The organism is Franconibacter pulveris (assembly GCF_056780215.1).
The window spans coordinates 2260582-2281464 of the sequence record NZ_CM165555.1 but is presented as its reverse complement, the minus strand read 5'-3'; the positions used below and the strand labels follow the sequence as shown (position 1 = coordinate 2281464).

At 57.1% G+C, this 20883-nt stretch carries 21 protein-coding genes and 1 pseudogene; 7 read left to right on the top strand and 15 right to left on the bottom strand.

Translation table 11 applies throughout. The features are described from left to right. Positions 1-565: 565 nt before the first annotated feature. The 3 genes from ACU4F7_RS10850 to ACU4F7_RS10840 all read right to left on the bottom strand — a co-directional run bounded on the left by ACU4F7_RS10850 (position 566) and on the right by ACU4F7_RS10840 (position 2918). A complete protein-coding gene (locus ACU4F7_RS10850) occupies positions 566-1669 on the bottom strand; it encodes a cobalamin-independent methionine synthase II family protein (protein ID WP_481638648.1) in 1104 nt (367 codons plus the stop codon). 204 nt (positions 1670-1873) lie between these two features. Then, positions 1874-2641 (bottom strand): OBAP family protein, encoded by a 768-nt coding sequence (locus tag ACU4F7_RS10845; protein WP_481638647.1) that lies wholly within the window; start codon positions 2639-2641, stop codon positions 1874-1876. 106 nt (positions 2642-2747) lie between these two features. Then, the gene (locus ACU4F7_RS10840) at positions 2748-2918 is read right to left on the bottom strand and encodes a con-10 family general stress protein (protein ID WP_024554979.1); all 171 of its coding nucleotides are present in this window, start codon (positions 2916-2918) and stop codon (positions 2748-2750) included. 309 nt (positions 2919-3227) lie between these two features. Between ACU4F7_RS10840 and ACU4F7_RS10835 the strand changes: the two genes are divergently transcribed. The 3 genes from ACU4F7_RS10835 to ACU4F7_RS10825 all read left to right on the top strand — a co-directional run bounded on the left by ACU4F7_RS10835 (position 3228) and on the right by ACU4F7_RS10825 (position 5379). Beyond that, positions 3228-3392, top strand: coding sequence for a hypothetical protein (locus tag ACU4F7_RS10835; RefSeq protein ID WP_167541511.1), 165 nt, complete (start codon positions 3228-3230; stop codon positions 3390-3392). 90 nt (positions 3393-3482) lie between these two features. Beyond that, a complete protein-coding gene (locus ACU4F7_RS10830) occupies positions 3483-4400 on the top strand; it encodes a bestrophin family protein (protein WP_481638646.1) in 918 nt (305 codons plus the stop codon). A 178-nt stretch (positions 4401-4578) separates the two neighbouring features. Beyond that, positions 4579-5379 carry a MerR family transcriptional regulator gene (locus tag ACU4F7_RS10825; RefSeq protein WP_481638645.1) on the top strand — a complete coding sequence of 267 codons (801 nt, stop codon included), beginning with the start codon at positions 4579-4581 and terminating at the stop codon, positions 5377-5379. Here the strand turns inward: ACU4F7_RS10825 and ACU4F7_RS10820 are convergent. Then, complete coding sequence (locus ACU4F7_RS10820; protein WP_481638644.1) at positions 5365-5781, bottom strand: rhodanese-like domain-containing protein; 417 nt, start codon at positions 5779-5781, stop codon at positions 5365-5367. The genes ACU4F7_RS10825 and ACU4F7_RS10820 overlap by 15 nt on opposite strands. Before the next feature lie 98 nt (positions 5782-5879). Between ACU4F7_RS10820 and ftrA the strand changes: the two genes are divergently transcribed. Together ftrA and tam are read left to right on the top strand one after the other, a co-directional pair. Then, a complete protein-coding gene (ftrA, locus tag ACU4F7_RS10815) occupies positions 5880-6848 on the top strand; it encodes a transcriptional regulator FtrA (protein WP_051237842.1) in 969 nt (322 codons plus the stop codon). Between the two features lie 166 nt (positions 6849-7014). After that, positions 7015-7773, top strand: coding sequence for a trans-aconitate 2-methyltransferase (gene tam, locus ACU4F7_RS10810; RefSeq protein ID WP_481638643.1), 759 nt, complete (start codon positions 7015-7017; stop codon positions 7771-7773). 97 nt (positions 7774-7870) lie between these two features. On the opposite strand, the gene ACU4F7_RS10805 is transcribed toward tam, so the two are convergent. Then, entirely contained in the window at positions 7871-8032 is a 162-nt protein-coding gene (locus ACU4F7_RS10805) for a hypothetical protein (RefSeq protein WP_162531812.1), read from the bottom strand. Positions 8033-8137: 105 nt separating this feature from the next. Continuing rightward, complete coding sequence (locus ACU4F7_RS10800) at positions 8138-9016, bottom strand: manganese catalase family protein (protein ID WP_481638642.1); 879 nt, start codon at positions 9014-9016, stop codon at positions 8138-8140. Between the two features lie 479 nt (positions 9017-9495). Between ACU4F7_RS10800 and ACU4F7_RS10795 the strand changes: the two genes are divergently transcribed. After that, a complete protein-coding gene (locus ACU4F7_RS10795; protein WP_268761139.1) occupies positions 9496-9621 on the top strand; it encodes a hypothetical protein in 126 nt (41 codons plus the stop codon). 602 nt (positions 9622-10223) lie between these two features. On the opposite strand, the gene ACU4F7_RS10790 is transcribed toward ACU4F7_RS10795, so the two are convergent. After that, positions 10224-10397, bottom strand: a complete 174-nt coding sequence (locus ACU4F7_RS10790; protein ID WP_029592910.1) for a GnsA/GnsB family addiction module toxin — start codon at positions 10395-10397, stop codon at positions 10224-10226. A gap of 339 nt (positions 10398-10736) precedes the next feature. On the opposite strand from ACU4F7_RS10790, the gene ACU4F7_RS10785 reads away from it, so the two are divergent. Beyond that, positions 10737-10940 carry a glycogen synthesis protein GlgS gene (locus tag ACU4F7_RS10785; protein WP_071788501.1) on the top strand — a complete coding sequence of 68 codons (204 nt, stop codon included), beginning with the start codon at positions 10737-10739 and terminating at the stop codon, positions 10938-10940. A gap of 47 nt (positions 10941-10987) precedes the next feature. Here the strand turns inward: ACU4F7_RS10785 and ACU4F7_RS10780 are convergent, their stop codons facing one another. The 8 genes and pseudogenes from ACU4F7_RS10780 to guaD all read right to left on the bottom strand — a co-directional run bounded on the left by ACU4F7_RS10780 (position 10988) and on the right by guaD (position 20847). Next, complete coding sequence (locus tag ACU4F7_RS10780; protein WP_481638641.1) at positions 10988-11263, bottom strand: hypothetical protein; 276 nt, start codon at positions 11261-11263, stop codon at positions 10988-10990. Between the two features lie 56 nt (positions 11264-11319). Beyond that, positions 11320-11550 (bottom strand): DUF551 domain-containing protein, encoded by a 231-nt coding sequence (locus ACU4F7_RS10775; protein WP_152977135.1) that lies wholly within the window; start codon positions 11548-11550, stop codon positions 11320-11322. 440 nt (positions 11551-11990) lie between these two features. Next, on the bottom strand, positions 11991-12440 hold the full coding sequence (locus ACU4F7_RS10770) for a hypothetical protein (protein ID WP_481638640.1): 450 nt from the start codon (positions 12438-12440) through the stop codon (positions 11991-11993). A 444-nt stretch (positions 12441-12884) separates the two neighbouring features. Next, positions 12885-14930, bottom strand: coding sequence for a peptidyl-dipeptidase Dcp (gene dcp / locus ACU4F7_RS10765; protein WP_481638639.1), 2046 nt, complete (start codon positions 14928-14930; stop codon positions 12885-12887). A gap of 36 nt (positions 14931-14966) precedes the next feature. Beyond that, positions 14967-15740 carry a xanthine dehydrogenase accessory protein XdhC gene (gene xdhC, locus ACU4F7_RS10760; protein ID WP_029592905.1) on the bottom strand — a complete coding sequence of 258 codons (774 nt, stop codon included), beginning with the start codon at positions 15738-15740 and terminating at the stop codon, positions 14967-14969. Continuing rightward, entirely contained in the window at positions 15730-18093 is a 2364-nt protein-coding gene (gene xdhB / locus ACU4F7_RS10755) for a xanthine dehydrogenase molybdopterin binding subunit (protein ID WP_481638638.1), read from the bottom strand. The genes xdhC and xdhB overlap by 11 nt, the downstream gene beginning before the upstream one ends. Next, positions 18083-19519, bottom strand: a pseudogene (xdhA, locus tag ACU4F7_RS10750) (xanthine dehydrogenase small subunit). The gene xdhB and the pseudogene xdhA overlap by 11 nt, the downstream one beginning before the upstream one ends. Further along, positions 19516-20847, bottom strand: coding sequence for a guanine deaminase (gene guaD / locus ACU4F7_RS10745; protein WP_481638637.1), 1332 nt, complete (start codon positions 20845-20847; stop codon positions 19516-19518). The pseudogene xdhA and the gene guaD overlap by 4 nt, the downstream one beginning before the upstream one ends. Between the last annotated feature and the right edge of the window lie 36 nt (positions 20848-20883).

The window sequence follows — 20883 nt, the reverse complement described above, 5'->3', positions numbered from 1 at the left end:
GATGGCCGGGGCTGGCCGTCGGGAACGGCCAGAGGCGGGTCGGCACACGGACAAAAACGCCGGGAGCGTTTTTGAACAACGCAAAGCGTTGGCCCCGAAGGGGCGAGGCCCATGGATGGGCCGAGTAAACACCGTCCTGCCGACCCGAAGCCAGATGACAGGCCGGAAGGTTTGCCCCGGAGGGGTCGATTTTGCGAGCCGGGAGCCGGGGTCGCCAGGGGGCTGGCGGCGAAGCCCCCTGGCACGTTCGCGTGAGGAAAGGTGACAAATGAAAACAACCTTCCAGCGAACGTAACCTTTCACCGCCCGCACATTTGCACGTTGTAAAAAGCCAACCCGTCCCGGGTAACCCAACGCCTGAGCCACGCCTCCTTGTTCCCCCCACCCCAACGGGACGAGCAAGACCCCCCCAGCGAGTAGCGCTGCGCTTGCCCACACTACGGTACTCTCCCTGCAACAGCCCGAGCCAGCCAGCGCCGACCGTTATAAACAAAAAAGGCGAATAGCTCACGCTATCCGCCTTGCAAAACGCTTTATCTGATCCTCCCGCGGGAGAACGCGCCCCTTACCAGACCTCGCTCGCGATGCCGGTCACCAGGCGCACTTTATCCCACTGCTGCTCAACGCTCAGGCTGTTGCCCTCTTCGGTGGAGGCAAAGCCGCACTGCGGGCTCAGGCACAGCTGGTTGATGTCCACATACTGCGCCGCTTCTTTCAGACGCGCCTTCACCAGCTCCGGGTTCTCCAGCTCGCCGTTTTTGGTGGTAATGAGGCCCAGCACCACCTGCTGCTTGCCCGGACGGATAAAGCGCAGCGGCGCGAAATCGCCGGAACGGTCGTTATCGTACTCAAGGAAGAAAGCATCAATGTTCACCGTGCCGAACAGCACCTCCGCCACCGGCTCGTAGCCGCCTTCGGAGATCCAGCTTGAGCGGAAGTTGCCGCGGCATACGTGCAGGCCGATGGTCAAATCTTCCGGTTTGCCCTCCAGCGCCTTATTGAGCACGCGGGCGTAAATCTTCATCAACTCGTCCGGGTCTTCGCCGCGTTCGCGAACTTTGGCGCGCTGCTCATCGGAGCAAAGGTACGCCCAGACGGTGTCGTCCAGTTGCAGGTAACGGCAGCCTGCGTCATAGAACGCGCGGATGGCGTCGCGCCAGGTGGTGGCGAGGTCGTCAAAATAGTCGTTGAGATCCGGGTAAACGGTGCGGTCGATGGCTTTCGCGCCGCCGCGGAAATGCAGCACGCTCGGGCTCGGGATGGTCATTTTCGGCTCGGCGTTGCCGCTTACGCTCTTCAGGTAACGGAAATCTTCCAGCATCGGGTGGTTGCCGAAACTGACCTTGCCCACCACGCGCACGCTTTGCGCTTTGGTCTGAATGCCATTGAACTGAATGCCCTGCTCCACCTCATAAAGCTCCACGCCCTGAAGTGCTGCGAAGAAATCCATGTGCCACCAGGCGCGGCGGAACTCGCCGTCGGTCACCACGTGCAGTCCGCAGGCGCACTGCTGGGCAACGCTTTCACGGATAGCCTCATCTTCCACTTTACGCAGCGCAGCGGCGTCAATCTGGCCGGCGGCGAACTGCTGACGCGCCTGTTTGATGGCGTCCGGGCGCAGAAAACTGCCGACTACATCGGCGCGAAACGGGGCGTGTTGACGTTGCATTTTTTTCTCCCAACCCTGGCTTACTTAGTAACGCAAGGTGATAGTTGACTATTTGAACTTTTGGCCGTCTGGATGGCTATATGTCCAAAGAATGACATGCGCGACGCGCATGAGCAAACGAGGAAATTTCATGGGTGTTGAAAAAAATTCATCTAAAAAAATCCCCACCGAAGTGGGGAAAAAGAAGGCACATAACGAGAGAAATTAAGGATTGGGTTTCGCATCGCTGTCGGTTACGCCAGGAATGGGCTGCGTCGGGCGCTTGTACTGGCCATTCAGGGCGTCAACGCCGCTCTGCGGCTTCGCTATTTCCCGTAAGTCTTCACGGGATTTGCGGATCTCCTGAGTATTGACATTAAGCTTTTTATCGCGCTCGCTGACCAGTTCCGGCTTCGCTTCGCCGTCGCGGCTGAACGACCAGGCAAGCATCGGCGGCCCCAGCGGCAGCGCCGTGCCCTGTTCGCCTGGCGCGCCGGTATGCCAGACGTGCCAGGTTTTGCCGTAGCTGTTCATTTTATCTTTCATCAGACGGTGCTCGGCAAGTTTAGGGATGCCTGGCGCGATAAGCTGCCCGCTGAGAATTTCGCCATTATGCGGGTGCCAGTACTGGCGCTCTTCCTGCGGCAAGGTCGCGAAAAGTTTTTCCGAGATAATATATTCCACGCCGGTCATATTGGCGTCTTTGGTATTGCCGTCAAATAAAACGCACTGGGCGAAATCCTGATTCACCTGATGGCAATAATGATGCGCTTCCATTTGATTTTCAGGGTTATCTTTCATGGGATGAAAACCCACCAGATAAATATCGAAATCGCTTAACGGCGATTTACTTTGCAGCAGCGCTGCCCCGCTTTCCAGCACATGGGTGGTGGTGCTTTTATTTTCACCCGGCGGTGAGGTTTTTTCTGCGAACCCGGAAAAGGAAACGGCAAATAAAGTTAACGCGCCGTACAGAGGCAAATAAGTTTTCATCGTTATCACTGTCTGTATAAGTAAGGGGCTGCTGAACGTAAACGGCCTCCGGTATGGGCAGACCCATACCGGAGGAACGTTAAGCCAGTCCAGACCGGCTCAGGCTTCAGGATGAAGAACGGCTGCTGTTCTTACCACCTTTACGGCCTGCTTCCGCGGCGCGCTCGCGGTCGTTTTTAAAATTCCCGCCGCTATTCTGCCCGCCTTTACGGCCTGCTGCAGATGCACGCTCACGATCTTGCGCAAAATTACCTGAACCACCACGATGCTGAGTCATAATATCTCCTCCTGGATCATCAGAATTAAATTCGCGTAAGCACTATTGCGTAACGCAGAAATAACTATAGGTAGGCTTCCCCGTTTCGCAAGTTACATAAGCCAGCGAAATCTTTTTCCAGGACTTTTCCCTAATACCCGCACCCTAAACTTTTTCATGGCTCATGATAAATAACGACATTTCTCATACTCTTTACTTAAATTAAGATTGTTCCTAAAAGCAAATCTTAATTATCTGGCGCTTCCCTTAGTGGCTATTATTAATGCCGACGTCATCTCGTTGCGTTAATTCCCGTGAAAGGAGCGATTAATGAAACAGAAATGGTATTGTTGCCCCGCATTGCGTCGCAAAGACTGTTTTATGGTGATGGCTATGGGTCAGGATGTTTTTTTGCTGTTTAAGCGAGGCGGTTCGCTGCGCCGGTCCCGCGAATGGCTGTCGCGGGTTAAGGAGAAGTTTATCCGGGTGGGCTGAGCAGTGTGGATAACCCTGCTTTCTGCGGGGTTGCAGGCAAAAGCGCTATCTCGTTTAATGCATAGCGCTTTTGTTAACTCAGTGACTATTATGATCGTTCGTCCCCACCAGCACTGGTTCACCCGCCTTTTTGTCTGGCACGGTTCCGTACTGGCTAAAATTTCTACCCGACTGCTGCTTAATGTTGCGCTTTCCGTCACCGTTATCTTTTTTCTACCCTGGTATGAAGCCCTTGGCATTAAGCTCACCATTGCCCCGTTTAGCATTCTTGGCGTCGCTATCGCCATCTTCCTCGGCTTTCGCAACAGCGCCTGCTATGCGCGCTATACCGAAGCGCGCCTGATCTGGGGGCAATTAGTGATTCAGAGCCGTTCGCTACTGCGTGTTTCCCGCACTCTGCTGGCGGCCCACCCGCAGGAAATCCGCCATCTGGTTAACCTGCAGATCGCTTTTTGCCACTGTCTGCGTCTGACGCTGCGGCGCAAAAAGCTGGATAACGTGCTCGATCGCTACTTAAGCCAGGCGGAACTGAATGCCGTGCTGCACAGCCACTCCCCCTGCAACCGCATCATTTTGCTGATGGGCGAATGGCTCGCCGCTCAACGGGCCCGCGGCGCGCTGTCGGATATTCTGTTCCAGAGCCTGGATAACCACCTGAACGAGCTTTCCGGCATTCTGGCCGGCTGCGAGCGCATCGCCAATACGCCGCTGCCCTTCGCCTATTCGCTTATCGTGCACCGTACGGTCTATCTGTTCTGCATTCTGCTGCCTTTCGCGCTGGTGACCGACCTGCACTTCATGACGCCGTTTGTCTCGGTCTTTATCTCGTATACTTTCCTTTCGCTCGATACCCTGGCGGAGGAGCTGGAAGATCCCTTTGGCATGGAAGATAACGATCTGCCGCTCGATGCGCTGTGCAATGGCATAGAGATAGATTTGCGCGAGATGATAAGCGACGAGCACAAGCCGGAAAAAATGCGCCCTGACCGCCGCTACCTGCTCACCTGATTCATCATTACCAGTAATAAGTTACCGGCAATTATAGTTAGCAAGTTATAAATTCTGTGCTACTTTCCTCCTTCACTTCCTGAGAAGTTGTCTGTAAACCCCGCCCTCCTTGCACCGCAAAGACCGGTGCAAGGAGACATTGCTCTCTCTTGATTTTTCGGCAGTTTAAGGAATCGACATGTCGCATTTCACGATTGAAATGTTGTCCGATCAGTGCGGTGTTACCACGCCCAACCTGCGCGCCTGGCAGCGCCATGGCCTGCTTAAGCCCGCCCGGGCCAGCAACGGGAAACGTTATTATGACTACAGTCATTTGCTGCGTATTCAGCTTATCCTCAAATGGCTTAATGAAGGGGTGCCGATAACGGAACTGGCTCGCCTGCTGAAAGGCGAACACGCGACGCTGAGCAGCCAGTGGGAGCTCTATCAGGAACATCTGCTTTCCGCGCTGGAGAACCCCGGAACGGAAAAGTTGCGCGCCCTGTTGCGCCGTTATGGCCGGGAATTGCCCGCGGGCGCGCTGCTGGATAAGGTGATTTGCCCGTTGCGCCTCTGGCTGCGCGAAGGCGCCAACGCCACGCAGATGACGCGCCGCGCGCGGTTTGATACCCAACTGGTAGAATACGCCGCCTTTGTCTTACAGGGATTGCGCAAGCGCCCGGCGGATACGCTGGTGATGATCCCGCTGAATATGGAAGACTCGCTCGCTATCTGGCTGGAGGCGATTCGCTTCTCCGGCGAAGGCTTTCGCATCGACCTGCTCGCGCACCCGGTCGCCCAGCCGGATCTTGATGAGTTTCAGGCTGAACACTATCTCCTGTGGAGCGACGCGCCGCTCACGCCGCTACAGCAGGTGCTTTACCAGCAGTGGCAGAATGAAGGGCGCCCGCTCTTTACCGCAGGCGTCGGGTTTAGCGCCCCGGCGCAAGCCGAAGCGCCAGTCAGCGAAGCGCAAGCGGATATGTCAGACGCAGGCTGACATAGACTCCTCGCCGGCGAAGGCGTACCCTTCGTCGGCCCAGCCCGTAAGCCCGCCAATCATTATCTTTACCGGCAGCCTAAGCCGCGCAAGCCGCAGCGCCGCACGGTCAGCCCCGTTGCAGTGCGGACCTGCGCAGTAAACCACAAACAGCGTGCCTTCCGGCCATTCCGCCATGCGTTCCGCCGTCATCGCTCCCCACGGCAGGTGTTCTGCGCCAGGAATATGTTTACGGGCAAAGCCCGCCTCGCTGCCTACGACATGCAACAGGACAAAATCTTTTTCGCCCATGCGCATCGCCGCATGCACATCGGCACAGTCGGTTTCTACGCTAAGCCTTGCCAAAAAGTGGGCTTCGGCACTGGCGGAAGGGGCGGCGGAAAACTCGGTTACATAGCTCATTGTCTGCTCCTGCTGGTTTGTGTTAACAATACCTTAACTCGCAGGCGCGACGATGACCGCCCTGCCCGCTGCCAGAAATCGCAAGGATTTTGACAATCATGCACCAACCTTTAACCAACCCGCTGGTCGTGGCGCTCGCCTATGACGGACTCTGTACGTTTGAATTCGGCGTAGCCGTGGAAATTTTCGGTCTGCCGCGCCCGGAGATGGGGCCGCAGTGGTATCGGTTTGCGGTGGCGAGCGTCGATGAAGGCCCGCTTCGCGCCACGGGCGGCGTCAAAATCATGACCGATGGCGGGCTGGAGTTGCTGGCGCAAGCGGGAACCATCGTCATCCCCGGCTGGCGCGGCAGCGAGGCGCCGGTGCCGCAGGCCTTGTGCGACGCGCTGCAGCAGGCGCACGCTCGCGGCTGCCGGATTATCTCTATCTGCTCGGGCGTGTTTGTTCTGGCGGCAAGCGGGTTGCTTAACGGTCGGAAAGCGACCACCCACTGGCGTTATCTCGACGCGCTAGCCCGCCGTTATCCGCAAACCGACGTGGTGCCGGATGTGCTCTATCTCGACCAGGGGGATGTGCTCACCTCCGCAGGCAGCGCGGCGGGCATCGATCTCTGTCTGCATCTGGTGCGGCGCGACTTCGGACGCGAGGCGGCAAACAGCGTGGCGCGACGCTTAGTGGTGCAGCCGCATCGCGACGGCGGCCAAACGCAACATCTGGAACGCCCGGTGCCGCGCGCCCGAGAAAGCCAGCGGCTCGGCCTGCTGTTTGATTTTCTCCACCAGCAATTAGCGCATAACCACACGGTGGCGGCGCTGGCGGAAAAAGCGGGAATGAGTCCGCGCACCTTTTTACGCCGTTTCCAGGAGGCGACCGGCACCACGCCAGGCCGCTGGCTGCTTAACGAACGCCTGCTGCGCGCTCGGGAGCTGCTGGAAACCACCCGCTTCTCGCTCGAGCAGATAGCCGGTGAAGTGGGATTCGGCAGCGCAACCACCCTTCGCTACCACTTCCAGCGTCAGTTCGCACTTTCCCCGATGGGCTACCGTAAACGATTTGCCGCCCGTTAAGGCAAAAAAAAACCGCCAGCGAAACTGGCGGCAATGCTTGCATGGATAAATTTATTATTACCGTGTGCATGAATCGGCTACGGTTTGAGGTGACGATCTAACCTCTGGATCCTCACTCTGACACAGTTTTCCTTAACCGCAGCTAAACGAACCTGATGGAGGCCCCATGCAGGACTGGAACCCCGAGCTTTATATGCAATTTTCAGCCGAACGCACCCGTCCGGCTCAGGAGTTGGTGGCGCGTATCGCCGCGCGGCTTAATGTTAAGCAGGCGTACGATCTGGGCTGTGGGCCTGGCAACAGTACAGAATTGCTGCGCAAAGCCTGGCCGCAGGCGAACATTACCGGCGTCGACACCTCACCCGCGATGCTTGCGAAAGCCCGCCGGGCGTTGCCGGATTGCCACTTCGTCGAACAGGATGTGCTGCGCTGGCGGCCCGACGGGCCGGCTGACCTTATCTATGCGAATGCTTCGCTGCAATGGCTGCCCGATCACGCCTCGCTGTTTCCCCGGCTCGCCAGCCTGCTGGCGCCGCAGGGGGTACTGGCGGCGCAGATGCCCGACAACTGGCAGGAACCTACCCACGCCGCTATGCGGACCGTCGCAAAGGCGATGGGGATGACGGTAAAAGAGCGAGAGCCCCTGCTTGCCGTGGAAGCCTATTATGATTTGCTGAGCCAGGCGGGATGCGAGCTGGATATCTGGCGCACCACCTATTTTCATCTGATGCCCTCTGTCGACGCGATAGTGGAGTGGCTGCGCGCAACCGGCCTGCGCCCTTTCCTGGACGCGCTGGATGAGACCGGACAGCAACATTTTCTTGACCGCTATCGCCTGCTGCTCTCTCAGCACTATTTGCCGCGCGGCGATGGCCGGTTATTGCTCGCTTTCCCGCGGCTGTTTATCGTCGCCCATAAGAAATAGCCTGTCGTTCAGGCAATAAAAAAGACCCCGCAGGGTCTGCTTTTTCCTTTTCGGTTTCGGTGCGCTTCGGCGCACCGTTACGTCAAGCCGCTGTGGATTAACCGTGTTTATACGGGTCCACTTCATCATCTTTACTGTCGTCCCGTTTACGCGGAATCTCCCCTTCCTGACCGGGGTTATCCCGCGTTTTCTTCACCGATTCGGGAGCGGACGGCGCCTTCTCTTTATCTCCTTGCGGGGAGTTTGCACGTTCAACCATAAACACCTCCTGACTCGTTATGTTGTCCTGTAAGTGTAGGACAAACTTACCGCTTATGCGGCCAGACGCCAGGCGCTGTATAAAAGAAGGCGACGGCGCTCAGGCTTATGAGCCCGTTACGGAATCATTGCCGGAGCTGGTGGTGGATGACATCGACGTGCCTATCTGTTCAGCCTGCGCGCCGGACCCCGGACGGGCTTTGCCGAGCATCGGCTCTTCGCCCAGCAGGTCTGGCTGCTCTTTGGCGGTGAACTGGCCTTTACCATCAAGCGATGGGCCGTCGCACCAGCGGCCCTGCGGCAGCGGTTTGTCCAGCGACGTGTTAAGGCAGTAATAGGAATGCTCGTTTGCTTCCAACTCCTGCGGGAAGCTGTTCGGGATGGGCAGCGAGGCAGAAAGCCCGCCCATATCTTCAATTACCGCCAGCCACTGCTGCTGATGCATGGTGTCGCGGGCTATCAGGAAGGAGAGAAAATCTTTCATCCCTTTATCTTCCGTCAGGTTGTAGAGACGGGTCGCCAGTACACGGCCAGTCGCTTCTGCCGCGACGTTGGAAATCATATCCGCCGCCACGTTGCCGGATGCGTAAACATGGCTCATATCAAACGGCACGCCGTTGGCGTTAACCGGCAACGCCGCAAGTCCTGACGAGAGCACATGGCGCGGGTTCATGCCGCCCAGAATGGCGTTGACCACCGGATCTTTGGCTGACGCTTCCTGATAAGAGAGCGGCGCGCCTTCCAGGTTCAGCGCAACCGCGTGGCCAAGCATTTCAATGTGCGCCAGCTCTTCGGTCGCGGTCGAGATCAGCAAGTCTTTGATGCGAGCGTCGCCGCGGGCGCCCATCGCCTGAAAGAAATACTGCATAGCGACGCGAATCTCCCCTTCAACGCCACCGATAGCCTGCTGCAACAGCATGGCGAATTCCGGATCGGGTTTTTCCACGCGAACGGGATACTGAAGTTTCGAAGAGTGATGAAACATACTACCTCCTGTCTGTGGTTATTGATTTTGAGAAACAACTCCACAAGCCTGGAAGCGCCCTTATGAATTAGCAAACACAGATGAGAACTATTTTCATTAACGAGGCGGCGGCGCGGCACGCTTTAACCGGGCGTCGCTATGCGTTTTTTGTCTGATAGTTAACAGATTTTTTTGAAACGAAACGCTTAAAAATTTAGTAACAAAAAAGAGGCGATCTCATTGCGAAACAACAGCCGAACCAGCAGTTTTCGTTATGTTTTTGGGCCGGTAGCGCAGAAATCGCGCGCTGTACAGCCGAATCACAGTTGCGCCTGAATGTCACCGGCTCCCGCCATTTTTGAGCAAAATTCCTAAAGCAGAGCGGCATTCTGTGACCAAGACTTATTACTACAAAACGAAGAGCAGGCAGCAAACGACATGAACTGATGCAATGTGACCCGTGGATTCCGGCAGGATCCCGCCAATGGTGGAGGTGAAGAATGATGAACCAACATCTGATGAAAAAAGCCCGTCGCGCCGCGCGCGAAGCGATAACAAAACGTAACTCCCGCAAGTGGGATGAGGCGAATCGTATGATGCGCCAGGCCGCCGCCGGGGCTTTCTGAAGCCTGAAAAATGAAACGCCGAAGGGCGGCGCTCTGCAAAACACGGTTGAGGCGATACGCGTTTATCCGTTACAGAGCATCAAAGCATAAAAACCGGGCTGCACGCCCGGTTTTGCTTTATCTGATTCTTTTTTAATACTTTTGGCGGATATCCGAAATTTGCCGGTGCGGTAAAGTGGCCTTCGTAGCGATTTTGCATTTGCATACCCCGGAGCCGGCGGATTTCACTGCTCCGGGGCCTTTTCTCTCGCGCATGGTGCGATGTCGCCTCCCCTGCTTCGCAGGCATAAAAAAACCCGCCTGTCAGCGGGTTTGAGGTTTTACCCCTCCCGGCGCTTATCTCCGGCACTCACTTAAGTGGCTTAGCTCTGTAAGGGGTGAAGCAATAGTGCCAGATAAGATTTATCCGAACAACGCTCATGTTTTCGTATTACTACCTGGATCACGCTTCATACTGCAAACAGCCTGCTTCACTTCAGTAAAAAGCGTTTTCTGCGATGAAATCGGCTTAAGTAAGCAGACTCGTGCGATAACCGGAAAGCATCCAGAGTGACACGTGCATAAAAAAGCCACCCGAAGGTGGCCGTTTGCTCTGGTGAGGGTTAAATCAACTTTATTTTTACGTCATAACCTGCAAGGCCAGTCATCGTCTCACGCGGGATCAGTTCAATCTCGGAGACTTCTTTTGCAGAATGCTTACGCAGCTCGGCTATTTTCTCGGCGATCAGCGCCGAGATCTCCTCTTCAGCCTGCCGTTTAAGTTCGTCAATATTCATTTTGACCTCGTCTGGTTATTCATCAGAATCAATGCGCCAGTACGGTGTAGATTCCTTTATCTCTTAAAATGCAACCGCTTATAAAGTATAGACGATTGCCAGGGGTGCTGTTTGCCAAAGGCTCGCCTGGCGCAGGATAAATATTTTTTGCGTGATAACGCCGCTGCCGCCTGCGGGATTTTCTTAACAGTTTCAGGCATTGAGGGTACGGGGGAGAGATAGCGCGACGCTTGTTGGCGGTAACTTAAGCATATTCTGTAAGCCGCATTGATGCTGATGAACCATACTTAATGCAAACGGCATATTTCCTTTTCACCCATTTTAACGAAGGAGGAAGGTATGCAGTCTGTGAAACAACAAGATGTGATGTCATTGCAAAATTTCGATTTTCTGGCGCTAAGCTTCGCCCAAATGCAGTCTCAGGGGAGACGTGTGGATACGGAGGCCATAACAGGCAATATGGACAGGGATGGAAAAACGTGGTTTCTGAAGCGTTACAATTACTATCTCAACCATTTACGTAACGAAGCGCTGACGGAATAACACCCGGCGGGTAGCGAAAGCTGCCCGTTTTTATATCTGACGCTCGCTCAGTCATCCCCTTCAATGAGAAAACCCGCCTGCCGTATCGCCGTTTTACAGTCACTGACGCCTGCGGCGTACCCCGCCTCGATTTCACATACCGGGCTTGCGCTGATGAATGGCAGCTTAACGGGCGTCATCAGTTGTTTCTCAAGCGCGGCTATTTGCCGTCGCGCCTTCAGCAATTCCGCCGCCATCGCCGCATAGTCAGCAAGGCCTGGCGCGGCGGCTTCTGGCTTCGCATCAGCTACCGCTTGCAAACGTTCATTACTCAAAGCAGCCATCGTCATAGCCTTTGCGTGTGGGTAGGTTTTATCTGCGTAACGGCCTACGTTTTATGTCAGCTTCCCCGTAAGCGCGGCTTTTTTTCCTGCATGGGCGGAGGCGGCATAGGCATCCAGTGCGTCACCTCAAGCCCGTAGTAGTTCAAACCGCCTATCAGTATAGGATCGCAGAAGCCGCTTTTGGGGTTATATTTCGCCACGCCGACCCCTTCAATCGTGTTCACTATATAGCTGAGAATGTGTTCCGAAACGTCAGGCAATCTGTATCTTACCGGTGTCCACTGCATGGCCTCACCCCCGTCATTTCTGGCTCAGAGGGAAGTATAAAATTGCATTCCGGCCCGCCCGATTCATGCCTTTGTATTAGTTCTGCTAACCTGTGAGTCGTATCGCTTAACCGGGGTAATTATTGCATTCCTGCATAGTAAGCCTGAAAGCAAATTTTATCGCGACACCGTGACCCGCGTCGTTTTCATTGCCAGAGCATGGGGTTTAATCGCTCCCGGGAGCGGACAAATCGGTCTCAGCCGCCCTGGAATGAGTATCTGTGGAGGCGGGTATCATGCGTTATTTTTTAACAACGGTAACGCTCTATAAAAGCAAATAACCCTGACTTAAAGACCAGGGTGTTGCTGCCGATTTCTTTTAGCAACAATATTGCGGCGCTGAGTATAAAGATATCACCCGCTTTTCTTTATAAAAGTCCGCAACGGATATGTTAAAAATGTCAGAAAGGCGAACCCATGCCGTATCTCGGCGTTCTTATATTACTCGCCAGAACTTTAATATCCTTTTGCAGAAGGATATAAGCGTTTGTATTAAGTTTTTTTACCAGTGAGTTTACGCACCCTGCATCCCCGACAAGGAAGTGCTCTATTTTTTCCTGTCCTTGTTGTGAGCATACATAGCGGGAAGGAATTTGCCGCCTGTCGACGTGAAGCTGGATTGGCTCTGCCGGGCATTTGCCTGATGATATATAAGAGATAGTAAGGTTTGCAGTCTCAAATCCGGGCTGTGAGATACTTACCATAACCGGGCTACCGTCAGCCTTTTCGGTAACATTATATAAAACGGCATCTTTTTCATACCATACATTGTATTCATGGTCTTGTGCGGTAGCGTTAAAAGTGTGGCTTATCAATAAGGCGAAGCCAAACAGTTTAAATAAATTTATCATTTTTTATAATTGCTGTTTAAGACTGGCTAATCATTAAAAAAGCACTGCTAACATTCAAGCAAATAAGATGCTTCCTACCATTTTTTGTAGCCCGGTCAGCATAGTGATTTACCCGGCATAACGATTTAGCTGCCCTGCTTTAGATGATGCCCGCATGCTGGTTTAAAAATAGGATTAACTATTTAATAACGTGAGCATAACAGCGTGCATGGACAAGAGGAGATCCTGAGAGAGTAGCGGGTGATTGCCGTGCGCAGAGAAGTATATAAACTGTAATTTATGCCAGCGTCTTATTGATTATACATTGGGTAGAGGTGTGAATAGCTGCCTTTATTTTTCTCGGCCTGGTTCAGTATTGTTCGCCTTTTTACTGGCTGGTGGCCGTGCAAATACATAAAAAAACCGGGCATGACGCCCGGCTTATCATTTCGCTTAAAACGGAATTTACTCGCTCAGCCCACGGTTTTTCAGCATCGGCTCGATAAGCGGATCGTGGCCGCGCCAGTCGCGATAAAGCGCCTCTAAATCCGTGCTGTTGCCGCGAGATAATATCGCATCGCGGAACCGCTGGCCGTTCTCAGGCGTTAATCCGCCCTGTTCCACAAACCACTGGTAGCCATCGTCCGCCAGCATTTGCGTCCAGAGATAGGCGTAATAGCCCGCCGCATAGCCGCCGCCGAAGATATGCGCGAAATAGCTGCTGCGATAGCGCGGCGGGACGGCGGGCAGCGCCACCTGCTCTTTTTCAAGCGCAGCAGCTTCAAAATCCGCTACATCGCCCACCTTCGTTTGCGGCGCAATGCCGTGCCAGTTCATATCGAGCAGCGCGGCGGCCAGCAGCTCGGTCATATCGTAGCCCTTGTTGAACTGCACGGCGCGCAGGAGTTTTTCCCGCAGCGCCTCGGGCATCGGCTCGCCGGTCTGGTGATGACGGGCATAGCGGGCGAAGACCTGCGGATGACTCGCCCAGTGCTCGTTGATTTGCGACGGGAACTCGACAAAATCCCGCGGCGTGTTGGTGCCGGAGAGCGTGGCGTAGCGCTGGTGGGCAAACAGACCGTGCAGCGTGTGGCCAAACTCGTGGAACAGGGTGATAACATCATCCCAGGAGATAAGCGCAGGCTGCCCTGCGGCCGGTTTCTGGTAGTTACAGACGTTATAAATCACCGGCCGGGTAGCGAACAGGGTGGATTGTTCGACAAAGTTGCCCATCCACGCCCCGCCGCTTTTGCTGTCGCGGGCAAAGAAATCGCCGTAAAAGAGCGCCAGCCCCTCGCCGCTTTTATCGAAAATCTCCCAGACCCGCACATCCGGATGATAGGGCGGAATGTCGAAACGCTCGGTGAAGGTGATGCCGAACAGATCGCTTGCCGTGCGAAATACCCCTTCGGTGAGCACGCGGTTCAGCTCGAAGTAAGGCTTAATCTTCGCTTCATCGAGATCGTATTTCGCAAGACGCACCTGCTCAGCATAAAAGGCCCAGTCCCAGGCCTGCGCCTGAAAACCGCCCTGCTGCTCATCAATCACCTGCTGAATGTCCGCCAGCTCCTGGCGGGCGCGGGCCGTGGCGGCAGGCACAATGCCGCGCATAAAGCGCAGCGCCGCTTCCGGCGTTTTGGCCATCTGGTCGGCGATTTTCCAGCTGGCGAAATCGTCGAAGCCCAGCAGTTGAGCCTGCGCGGCGCGCAGTTCGGCAAGGCGGGTAACGATCGCCCGGGTGTCGTTAGCGTCATTTTTTTCGCTGCGCGACCAGCCCGCCTTAAACAGCGCTTCGCGCGTCGCGCGATTTGCCAGCGACTGCAGCGCCGGCTGCTGGGTCGTATTTAGCAAGGGAATGAGCCATTTATCCTCCAGCCCTTTCTCTTTCGCCGCCTCCCGGGCCGCGAGTATTTCCGCCTCGCTTAAGCCCGCCAGCGCCTGCGCATCGTCCACTATCAGTCCACCCGCTTTGGTGGCGGCAAGCAGGCGGTTATTGAACTGGCTGGTGAGCTGCGCCGCTTCTTTATTAAGCGCCTTCAGCTGCGTTTTTTGCTCCTCGCCAAGCGTGGCGCCCGCGAGCATAAACTGCTGCCAGACGACCTCCAGCAGACGACGCGATTCCTCATCCAGACCCAGCTCATGCCGCTGCTGGTAAACCGCATCAAGGCGGGCGAAAAGGCGGGCGTTAAGGTGAATGTCATCGGCCAGCTCCGCCAGCTCGGCGGAAAATTCTTCATCCAGCTTTTGCAGGTAGTCGTTGGTGTGCGCCGAGGTCATGGCGAAAAAGGTGCTGCTGACGCGCCCGAGCATGCCGCCGCTCTTCTCAAGCGCCAGGCAGGTGTTTTCAAATGTCGGGGCATGCGGGTTCGCGGCGATAGCGGCGACCTCCTGGCGCTTGCGCCGCACCGCCTCATCAAACGCCGGGCGGTAGTGCTGATCGGTTATCACATCGAAACGCGGCGCTTCATAAGGCAGCGTGCTTGTTTCAAAAAAAGGGTTTTGCTCCAGCATGGTCACTCCCGTTTATGCAGTGAGGATTAAGCTAGCTTATGCATCCCCCTGATAAACAGCAATGATTTCTCCGGCGATAGCGACCGCTATCTCCGCTGGCAGCTTGCCTTTCACATCCGGCAGCCCCACCGGGCAGCGCAGCTGTGCAAGCTGCGCCTCGCTGACGCCTTTGCCGGCGAGGCGATAATCGAAACGCTGGCGCTTCGTCTGCGAGCCGATAAGCCCGACATATCTCGCGTCGCCGCGCTTCAGAATGGCTTCGGTGAGTTCGAGATCGCGTGGGTGAGAATGGGTCATCACCACGTAATAACTGCCCGCCGCGCTTTGCGTTACCGCATCAACAGGCTCTTCCATCTGGCGTGTCGCCACGCCTGGGGGGATATGACTGAACTGTCCTTCACGCTCGTCCACCCAGCTGATGCGTAGCGGCAAGGTGGCGAGCAGATTCACCAGCGCCTGGCCGACGTGGCCCGCGCCAAAAACGATAACCTCGGGCTGCGGGCGCAGCAGCGGTTCGAACAGCACGGTGGTCATGCCGCCGCAACACTGCCCCGCCCGGGCGCCAAGCTGGAACGGCTCGCAGCGCGGACGCGTTTCGCGGTTCGTTAACATTTCGCGGGCAATCTGCACACACTGGTGCTCCAGATTGCCGCCGCCGATAGTTAAAAAGCAGCCGTCGCGGGTAACCACCATTTTGGTGCCGCCGCTGCGCGGCACCGATCCTTTCTCGTCCAGCAGCGTGAGTAAAACACACGGCTCGCGTTTTTTTCGCAGGTCGGCCAGCACCTCCAGCCAGTCGTCAAAATGCATCTGTCTCCTCCCGCTGCGCCTGCACAGCCCAGAAGACGCGCTCCGGGGTCGCCGGGGTATCCAGATGAGGGTGTATGTTGTAACTACTAATGCTTGATATCGCGTCCTGTATCGCGCACCAGACAGAAATTCCCAGCATAAACGGCGGCTCGCCTACCGCTTTTGAGCGGTAAACCGTCTCCTGGGCGTTAGCATGGTGCGCCAGCAGTTGAACATTCAACACAGGCGGCACGTCGCTGATGGCCGGAATTTTGTAGCTCATCGGGCTGTCCGTCACCAGTCTGCCTGTATCGTCCCATACCAGCTCCTCGGTAGTGAGCCAGCCCGCGCCCTGTACAAATCCGCCCTCAATCTGGCCGATGTCGATAGCCGGGTTCAACGAGTTGCCCACATCGTGCAGGATGTCGGTGCGCAGCAGCCGGTACTCGCCGGTCAGGGTGTCGATGAGCACTTCTGAACAGGCCGCGCCCCAGGAGAAGTAATAGAACGGCTCGCCCTGCCCAGACTGGCGGTCGTAATGAATGCCCGGCACCTTGTAAAACCCGGTGGCGGAGAGCGGCACCTGGTTGAGCCAGGCAAGGTTCGCCACCTCCGCAAAGCTGAAGTAACACCCCGCCGCGCTCACTACGCCGTTGCTGAAATGCACTTCCTGCGGCTCGCAGCTATGCAGGCGGCAGAGCATCTCCACCAGCCGGGTTTTAAGCGTCAACGCGGCTATCTCCGCCGCTTTGCCGTTGAGATCGGCGCCTGAAGAGGCCGCCGTAGGCGACGTATTGGGCACTTTGCCGGTGCTGGTGGCGGTCACCTGAATGTTTTCCAGCGGCAGCTGCAGCACATCCGCCACGACCTGCGCCACTTTGGTGTTCAGCCCCTGACCCATTTCGGTGCCGCCGTGGTTAAGCTGTACGGTACCGTCGGTATAGATGAGGATCAGCGCCCCGGCCTGGTTGAGAAAACTGGAGGTAAACGAGATGCCGAATTTCACCGGCGTAAGCGCCAGCCCGCGCTTCAACACCGGACTGTGGGCGTTAAACTCGGCGATGCGCTCGCGGCGCGTAACGTAATCAGCGGATTGAATAAGCTGCCCGGTGATCGTCTGCAGTAAATTTTGCCGCACCGTCTGGCCGTAGTGGGTGACGTCGCGGCCCTCGCCCCCGTAATAGTTGCGCAGGCGCACCGTTAACGGGTCAAGACGCAGCGTGCGGGCGATACTGTCCATAATCTGTTCAATCGCCACCATGCCCTGCGGCCCGCCGAAGCCGCGATAGGCAGTATTAGAGGCGAGGTTGGTTTTACAACGGTAGCCCGTCACTTTCGCGTCGCCCAGATAGTAGGCGTTATCGGCATGAAACATGGCCCGGTCGCAAATAGAGCCGGAGAGATCAAGCGAGTAACCGCAGTTGGCGGCAAGTTCGATTTTCACGCCGTGCAGCACCCCTTCGTCAGTAAAACCGACCTCATAGCGAACAAAAAACGGGTGGCGCTTGCCGGTGATGCGCATGTCGTCACGTCGGGCGAGCCGCAGCTTTGCCGGCCTGCCGGTAAGCGCCGCCGCCAGCGCCGCGTGACAGGCGATACCCGCCGCCTGGGTCTCCTTGCCGCCGAAGCCGCCGCCCATACGGCGCATATCGACCGTTACCTTATTCATGGTAAGGCCCAGCACCGAGGCCACCAGCTTTTGTACCTCCGTCGGGTGTTGCGTGGAGGAGAAAACCTGCACGGCGCCGTCTTCGCCGGGCAGCGCCATGGCGATTTGCCCTTCCAGATAAAAATGCTCCTGGCCGCCGATATGAAACGCGCCCTGAAGGCGGTGCGGCGCCCGCGCCAGCGCGCTGTCAGCGTCGCCGCGCTGCTGCACGTGCGGCGCCTCCACATAGCTTTCCCGCGCCAGCGCGGTTTCAACATCCAGCACTGCCTCAAGCGGCTCGTAATCAATCACCGCGGCCTGCGCCGCCGCTCTGGCCGCCTGCGGGGTTTGCGCGGCCACCATTAATACCACCTGGCCGTGGTACTCCACTTTTTCTCGGGCGAACAGCGGGTCGCCGGGCGCCAGCGGGCCGATATCCAGCTCGCCCGGCACATCCTGCCAGCTAAAGACCCGCACCACGCCCGAAACGGCGTAACAGGGCGCCGTGTCCACATGCAAAATTTTGGCGTGCGCATGCGGGCTCAGCACCGGGCACAGGTGAAGCAGGCCAGGCGGCGCAAGCTTATCGTCGATATACTCCGCCTGGCCGCACACCTGTTTATCCGCGCTTTCATGCTTGCGGCTGCGTCCGACGCCGCCCGCCAGCTCGCGCCGGAACTGTTCGATAAGCGCCTGTTCCGAAAGCCGCACAGGGTTAGTAGACATAATCGGAGACCTCCAGCGCAGCGGGTTGCGTTTGTTGCAGGTAAAAGCGTCTGAGCAGGTTTTGGGCGACTGCCAGGCGGTAAGCGCCGCTGCCGCGAAAATCGGTCAGCGGCTGGAAATCAAGACTCAACGCACGCCCGGCGGCGTCAAGAGATTCACGCGTGAACGGCTGGCCGATAAGCGCCGCTTCGGCGTTCAGCGCCCGGGCAGGCACGGCGGCCATCCCGCCAAAGGCAAGCCGCGCGGCAGTAATCACGCCCTCTGCAATATGAATGTTGAACGCCGCCGAGACGGTGGAAATATCATCCTCATGCCGCTTAGAAACCTTCCATGCGGCAAATAAAGGTGACACTGTCACCAGAGGAACGGTAATCGCTTCAATAAACTCGCCAGCCTGCAAGGCGGTTTTGCGATAGCTCAGGAAGAAATTATCCAGCGGCAAACGACGCTGCGTCTCGCCGCAACGCAATAGCAACGTGGCGTCGAGCGCCAGCAGCAGCGGCGCGATGTCGCCGATGGGTGAGGCGTTAGCCAGGTTGCCGCCTGCGGTGCCCTGATTGCGCACTGGCTGAGAAGCAAAGCGTTCCAGCAACTGACTAAAAGCCGGAATGATATCGACAAGCCGTTCGCGGCAGGCGTTGAGGCTTGCCGCAGCGCCGATAACAACTCTCTTATCGTCAATCTCGATGCGCCTGAGTTCCGCCACCTCGCCCAGGGAGATCATGAGCGGCAGCGTCTGGTGCTGCTGCGTAATGGCGAGCGCCAGGTCGGTGCCGCCTGCCAGCAGACGAGCCTGCGGATGGCGTTGATAGAGCGATGCCAGCTCATCCACCGTTTTGGGCGCAAGCACGCGGTTGCGCCAGGCCAGTTCATCTGTGGCGTGGGAAGCTAAGGCTTACAGCCGCGCCACGGTCTGCGCTTCCTGCTGCGTGAAGATATCGGGCTCGCTGAGCGCGCAGGCGCGCTGCGCGGCTTCGATAATCGGCCGGTAGCCGGTGCAGCGGCAGAGGTTGCCGCCGAGGTGCTGCTCTACGGTGCGACGGTCGCTCCCTGCCCTTGATTTTTGCAGCGCAAAGGCGGACATCACAAAGCCCGGCGTGCAGAAGCCGCACTGCGAGGCGTGATTATCGGCAAAGTGCTGCTGAACGGGATGCAGCGCGCCGTTGTGCGCCAGGTCTTCCACCGTCAACAGCTGTTTGCCGTTGAGCTGGCTTACCAGCAGCAGGCAGCTGTTGGCGGTTTCATAGCGCATCCGTCCCGCTTCCACACGCCCGAGCGCCACGGTGCACGCGCCGCAGTCGCCCGAGGCGCAGCCCTCTTTGGTGCCGCTGCGCCGGGCGGTTTCCCGCAGCCAGTTGAGCACGGTGGTATTCGGGTCAGTCTCTTCCAGCGTAACGAGCGTCTGGTTTTGCAGAAAACGGATCATGCCGCCACCTCCAGCGCGTCACGCTGCCAGACGCATTTGCCGTTCACCCAGGTGCGCCAGATGTTGCGGTCGTCGCCAAGCGTCATCAGGACGAAGAGCTTCTCGTAAATGTCGCGGCTGTTGTTAAAGCGCAGCGTTTGCAGCGGCGTGACGGCCGGGTCGAGCACCACGAAATCCGCTTCTTTGCCAGGCTGGAAATTGCCAATTTTGTCATCCAGATCCAGCGCATGCGCTCCGCCGAGAGTCGCATGGTAAAACGCTTCGCTGGCGCAGAGCCGGTAGCTTTGCAGCTGCGCCACTTTGTAGGCTTCGCCAAGCGTTTGCAGCATGCTGAACGTCGTGCCTGCGCCGACATCGGTGCCGATGCCCATACGCACCCGCTTTTGCTGACAGGTCTGCAGGCGAAACAGCCCGCTGCCTAAAAAGAGATTAGAGGTGGGACAGAACGCCACCGAAGAGTCCGTGTTGCGCAAGCACTCCCACTCCTGCTCCGCTAAATGAATGGCGTGGGCGAAGACGCTGCGTTTGCCGGTGAGCTGGTAATGATGGTAAACGCCAAGGTAGCTTTCATGCTCCGGCCACAGCGCCTGCACCCAGGCGACTTCGTCCAGGTTTTCGCTTAAATGGGTATGCAGCCAGGTGTCGGGGTACGCTTCGCGCAACGCCTGGACCGCCGCCAGCAGCTGCGGCGAAGACGTGGGCGCAAAGCGCGGCGTCAGCGCATAGCCAAGCCGTCCGTTATTGTGCCAGCGCTCAATAAGTTCACGCGTTTGCTGGTAACTCTGCTCTACGCTTTCCGTGAGATAGTCCGGCGCGTTGCGGTCCATCATCACTTTGCCGGCGATAAGGCGCATCTCCAGCCTCTGCGCGGCGCTGAACAGCGCATCCACCGATTGCGGATGCACGGTGCCAAAGACCAGCGCGGTCGTCGTGCCGTTCGCCAGCAGTTGATTCAGGAAAAAAGCGGACATCCGCGCCGCGTGATCCGGGCTGTGATACTGCCCTTCAACCGGAAACGTGTAATTCTCAAGCCACGTCAGCAGCTGCTCGCCGTAGGCGCCAATCATTTCGGTCTGCGGGTAGTGGATATGGCTGTCGACAAACCCCGGCACGATCAGCTTGCCGCGATAGTCGAGATAATCCTGCTCATGGCGCAATTGCGCGCGCGCCTCTTCCCAGGGCAACAGGCTGACGATGCGCCCTTCGTCGAGCAGCAGCAGGCCATCCTCTATATTGCGGGCGCGTTGCGCAATCGCCTCCGCCCCCTCCGCGACGGCGGTAATATCGAAAAAGTGGCCGCGAATGGCCGTGGTCCAGGGCATCGCCATAGCAATTCCTCATCGAATGCGTTTTATGTTTACGTC